We start from the raw sequence: 5,294 nt of genomic DNA, 5'->3' as shown, positions 1-5,294 counted from the left end.
CTCCGCGCAGTCCCTGCTCTTCGGCCACCGCTTCCACCCCACCCCCAAGGCCCGCACCGGCACCGCCCGGGACTGGATCCGCTACGCCCCCGAGAACCGCGCCCGCTTCCCCCTGCACCACCTCGCCGTACGCCGGAGCGCCGTCCGCGAGGAGACCGTCTCCGACGGGGCCCTGGCCGTCCTCGACCGGCAGCGGGCCGTACCCGACGGCTACCGGCTGCTGCCCGCGCACCCCTGGCAGTACGCCATGCTTCGCGACCACCCCGCGCTGCGCGCCGCCCTCGCCCGGCGCGACGTCCTCGACCTCGGGCCCGGCGGCGCCGACTTCGGGCCCACCGCCTCCGTGCGCACCCTCTACGACGGCCGGGACTTCCTGAAGTTCAGCCTGAACATCCGCATCACCAACTGCCTGCGCAAGAACGCCGCGTACGAGCTCGCGGGCGCCGTCGCCCTCACCCGCCTGCTGGAGCCCGTCGCCGTGCGCCTCGCCGCCCGCTTCCCCGGCGCCGACCTGCTGCGCGAGCCCGGCTACCGCACCCTCGACGTCGGCAGCCGCGACCTCGTCGAGGGCTTCGGCGTGATCGTCCGTGAAGGGCTCGCCGCGCGGCTCGCCCCCGGCGTCACCGGACTCCTCGCCGCCGCCGTCGCCGACGAGTACCCCACCGGCGGCGCCCACCTCGGACGGCTCCTGCCGCGGACCGGCCCGCGCGGGGCCCTCGCCTGGTGGGACGCCTACCTCGGGCTGCTGGTGCCGCCCGTGCTCGCCGCCTACTTCGACCACGGCGTCGTCCTCGAACCGCACCTGCAGAACGTCGTCCTGGGCGTCGGTCCCGACGGCACGCCCCGCCAGGTGCTCTTCCGGGACCTGGAGGGCACCAAGCTGCTCGCCGACCACCACGCCGCCGCGCTCGCCGCGCTGCCCGAGGACGTGGCCCGGCCCCTGACCTACGACCGCGAACGCGGCTGGGACCGCGTCGTCTACTGCCTCCTCGTCAACCACGTCGCCGAGATGCTCGCGGCCCTCGCCGACCGGTACCCCCACCTCGAACCCGAGCTGTGGTCCGCTGTCCGCCGGACCCTGGCCGCCCGCTCCGCCGCGCACGGCAACCCGCCCGAGCTGTGCGCCCTGACCGCCGGGGCGCCGCTGCCCGCCAAGGCCAACCTGCTGACCCGCTGGGAGCGCAGGGCCGACCGGGACGCGGGCTATGTACGCATCGCCTCGCCGCTGGTGCCCGACGTGCTGGCCCCCCTCGTCCCGCTCAGCCGCACCGTCCGCGCCGGGGCCCGCGCGTCCTGCCCCGCCGTCACCGACTCCCGGCAGCACGTCACCGACTCCCGGCACGCCGCGGGCCCCCGCGCCGCCCGTACCGAGCCCCGGAGCGCCGCCTCGTGATCTCCGTGATCTCCCCCCGCGCCGCCGCGTACGCCGCCGGCCTGTCCGCCGCCGAGCTCCCCGCCTACGTCCACGACCTCGCCGCGCTGGACGGGCACGCCCGCGCCGTCCGCGCCGCCCTGGGCGCCCCGTCCGAGCGGGTCGAGCTCTACTACGCGGCCAAGGCCAACCCCGCCCCCGAACTCCTGCGCGCGCTCGCCCCGCACGTCGACGGCTTCGAGGTCTCCTCCGGCGGCGAGCTCGCCCACGTCCGCGCGGCCGTCCCCGGGCACCCGCTCGCCTTCGGCGGCCCCGGCAAGACCGAGGACGAGCTGAGACGCGCCCTCGCCCTCGGCATCGAACGCTTCCACGTGGAGAGCGAGAGCGAACTGCGGCTGCTCGCGGACCTCGCCGGTGAACGGCCCGGCACCGCGCCCGCCGACGTGCTGCTGCGCGTCAACCTCCCGGCGGGGGAGCGCGGCGAACTCGACGGCGCCGCCCTGGCCATGGGCGGCCGGCCCGGCCCCTTCGGCCTCGACCCCCAGCAGGCGGAGGCATGTCTTCCGCTCTTCCGGGGTCGCCGGCTGCGGCTGCGCGGTATCCACGCCCACCTCGCCAGCGGCCTCGGCGCACCCGCCCACCTCGCCGTGGCGGCCCGGGTGACGGCCTGGGCGCGGGACCTCGCCGACCGGCACGGCATCGGCCTGAGCGAGGTGAACATCGGCGGCGGCATGGCCGTGGACTACGCCCGGCCGTACGACCGCTTCGACTGGCGGGCCCACGGCGCGGGCCTGCGCGCGCTCGCCGCCGCGCACCCCGGCCTCACCCTGCGCGTGGAACCGGGCCGGGCGCTGACCGCGTACTGCGGCTGGTACGTCACCGAGGTCCTCGACCTCAAGCACAGCCATGGCGAGGCCTTCGCGGTGCTGCGGGGCGGCACCCACCATCTGCGGACACCCGCGGCCAAGGGGCACAGCCAGCCGTTCACGGTGCTGCCCGTCGAGGAGTGGCCGAGGGCCTGGCCGCGCCCCGCGGCGCTCGACGAGCCCGTGACGCTGTGCGGGCAGCTGTGCACCCCCAAGGACGTGCTCGCCCGGCGGGTGCCGGTCGCCGCGCTCAGGGCGGGGGACAGGGTCGCCTTCGCCATGGCGGGCGCGTACGCGTGGAACATCTCGCACCACGCGTTCCTGATGCACCCGGAGCCGACATTCCACTTCCTGCCCTGACGACTTCCCGCCCTGACGACGTGACGGCTTCCTGTCGTGACAAGGCGTCAGGGAGGCGGCGGTCCCAGGAGGGGGCACCGCGCGGGCTTGGCTTGAAACCCATGGTTTTCGGCGCTCTTCTCGTGGTGCATGCATCTATCCCGGCGTAGTGTGATCTTCACCGCCCGTGCGCAAAACCTGCCGCGGGCCCTCGCATACGGGGAGAGCCGCTCCGGCATCACACCCGTCGGACGGCCGAGTGAAGGGGAACACCTCAGGCATGTGCGGCATCACCGGATGGATCGCCTACGACCAGGACCTGACGACCGCGCGCGGCACGCTCGACGCGATGAACCAGACTCAGGTCTGCCGCGGCCCGGACGCGGGCGGTGCATGGCTGGACACCCACGCCGCGCTCGGCCACCGCAGGCTCTCCATCATCGACCTGGAGGGCGGCGTCCAGCCCATGGTCGCCGAGCACGACGGCCGTACCCTCGCCGCCATGACCTACAGCGGCGAGGTCTACAACTTCCGTGAGCTGCGCACCGAGCTCGAAGGCCACGGGCACACCTTCCGCACCACCAGCGACACCGAGGTCGTGCTCCACGCCTACCTTCAGTGGGGCGAGTCCTTCGCCGAGCGGCTCAACGGCATCTACGCCTTCGCCATCTGGGACCCGCGCACCGAGGAGGCCCTCCTCGTCCGCGACCGCATGGGCGTCAAGCCGCTCTACTACTACCCCACCCCCGACGGCGTCCTCTTCGCCTCCGAGCCCAAGGCCGTCCTCGCCCACCCCTCCGTCCGCCCCGTCGTCGACGCCGAGGGCCTCGCCGAGATGCTGGCCTTCACCAAGACACCCGGCCACGGCATCTACAAGGGCATGCGCGAGGTCCGCCCCGGCCACACCGTACGGGTGCGCCGCGGCGGCCTGACCGAGCGCGGCTACTGGGCACTTCGGTCCCACGAGCACACCGACGACCTGGACACCACGGTCAAGACCGTCCGCGAGCTGCTGGAGGACATCGTCTCCCGCCAGCTCATCGCCGACGTCCCGCTGTGCACCCTGCTCTCCGGCGGCCTCGACTCCTCCGTCATCACCGCGCTCGCCGCCCAGGGCCTCGCCGACGGCGGCCACGGCCCTGTGCGTTCCTTCGCCGTCGACTTCGTCGGCCAGGCCGAGCACTTCAAGGCCAGCGACCTGCGCGGCACCCCCGACGGCCCGTTCGCCCACGCCCTCGCCGAGCACGTCCGCGCGGACCACTCCGACATCGTCCTCGACACCGCCGACCTGATGGACCGCGGCCACCGCGACGCCGTACTGCTCTCCCGTGACCTGCCGGTCGGCTTCGGCCAGGTCGACACCTCGCTCTACCTCCTCTTCAAGGCCATCCGCGGGCACTCCACGGTCGCGCTGTCCGGCGAGTCCGCCGACGAGGTCTTCGGCGGCTACCGCTGGTTCCACGACCCCGCCGCCGTCAACGGCGACACCTTCCCCTGGCTCACGGCCCGCATCTTCGACACCGTCTCCGGCGACAGCAGCGGCGGCCGCACCGACTTCCTCGACCCGGCGCTCCTGCGCAAGATCGACGTCCCCGGCTACCAGGAGGCCCGCTACCGCGAGGCCCTCGCCGAGGTCCCGCGCCTGGAGGGCGAGACCGGCCTGGAGCGCCGCATGCGCGAGATCAGCTACCTGCACCTGACCCGCTTCGTGCAGCTGCTGCTCGACCGCAAGGACCGCGTCAGCATGGCCACCGGCCTTGAAGTCCGCGTGCCCTTCTGCGACCACCGCCTCGTCCAGTACGTCTTCAACACCCCCTGGGCGATGAAGACCTTCGACGGCCGCGAGAAGTCGCTGCTGCGCGCCGCCACCCGCGACCTGCTGCCCGCCTCCGTCGCCGACCGCGTCAAGAGCCCGTACCCCAGCACCCAGGACCCGCGCTACCCCGGCGTCCTGCGCGAGGAGCTGCGCCGCGTGCTCGCGGACAGGAACGCGCCCGTGCACGACCTCCTGGACACCGCGGCCATCACCGACTCGCTCGGCCAGGGCACCGGCGAGGCCTTCCAGTCCACCACGGAGCTGGTCCTCAGCCTCGACACGTGGCTGACCACCTACGGCGCCTCCATCGAGCTGTAGCCCTGCCGACACCGGGGGACTCCCTGACGCACAATGGATGACACAACGCAGTACGTGACGTACGTGACGTACGTGACGCCAACGTCCGACCGGGGAGTCCCACCGTGGCCCTGCACCTGACCGTCGACCCTGACGCGACCGAACCGCCCTACGAGCAGATCCGCGCGACCATCGCCGAACAGGCCCGCTCCGGCGCCCTGCCGGTCGGTTACAAACTCCCCACCGTCCGCGGCTTCGCCGAGGAACTCGGCCTGGCCGCCAACACGGTCGCCAAGGCGTACAAGGCGCTGGAAGCGGACGGCGTCATCGAGACGCGGGGACGGAACGGGACGTTCGTGGCGGCGCAAGGGGACACGGCGGCGCGGGAGGCGGCCGCGGCGGCCTCCGCGTACGCGCAGCGCGCGCGGCGTCTGGGGCTGGACCACGACGCTGCTGTGGCAGCGGCGGTGGCGGCGTTGCGCGCCGCGTACGGCGACTGACCGGGGCTTCGCCCCGGACCCCGTGGTCGGTTGCGGCCGGTGGGCCCGTTTGTGCCCACCCTCCCCCAGACTCCGTCCGGGAGGTGCCCCCAGCCGTGCGGAAC

General features: G+C 74.0%; 4 protein-coding genes. All 4 read left to right on the top strand.

The genetic code is table 11. The features are described from left to right. Window positions 1-1,393: IucA/IucC family siderophore biosynthesis protein (locus K6I34_RS30785; RefSeq protein ID WP_229330999.1), on the top strand; the 1,393-nt coding region annotated here is incomplete at its 5' end. Between the two features lie 5 nt (window positions 1,394-1,398). Further along, complete coding sequence (locus K6I34_RS30780; protein WP_374231067.1) at window positions 1,399-2,598, top strand: type III PLP-dependent enzyme; 1,200 nt, start codon at window positions 1,399-1,401, stop codon at window positions 2,596-2,598. 259 nt (window positions 2,599-2,857) lie between these two features. Next, on the top strand, window positions 2,858-4,711 hold the full coding sequence (gene asnB / locus K6I34_RS30775; protein WP_229330994.1) for an asparagine synthase (glutamine-hydrolyzing): 1,854 nt from the start codon (window positions 2,858-2,860) through the stop codon (window positions 4,709-4,711). A 104-nt stretch (window positions 4,712-4,815) separates the two neighbouring features. After that, window positions 4,816-5,190 (top strand): GntR family transcriptional regulator, encoded by a 375-nt coding sequence (locus K6I34_RS30770; RefSeq protein ID WP_229330992.1) that lies wholly within the window; start codon window positions 4,816-4,818, stop codon window positions 5,188-5,190. The last annotated feature ends 104 nt before the right edge of the window (window positions 5,191-5,294 follow it).

The sequence above is a fragment of the Streptomyces sp. UNOC14_S4 genome (assembly GCF_020740835.1).
In the GTDB taxonomy this organism is placed as follows: Bacteria; Actinomycetota; Actinomycetes; order Streptomycetales; family Streptomycetaceae; genus Streptomyces.
The sequence above is the reverse complement of the archived record's forward strand: the minus strand, read 5'-3'. Positions and strand labels throughout refer to the sequence as shown.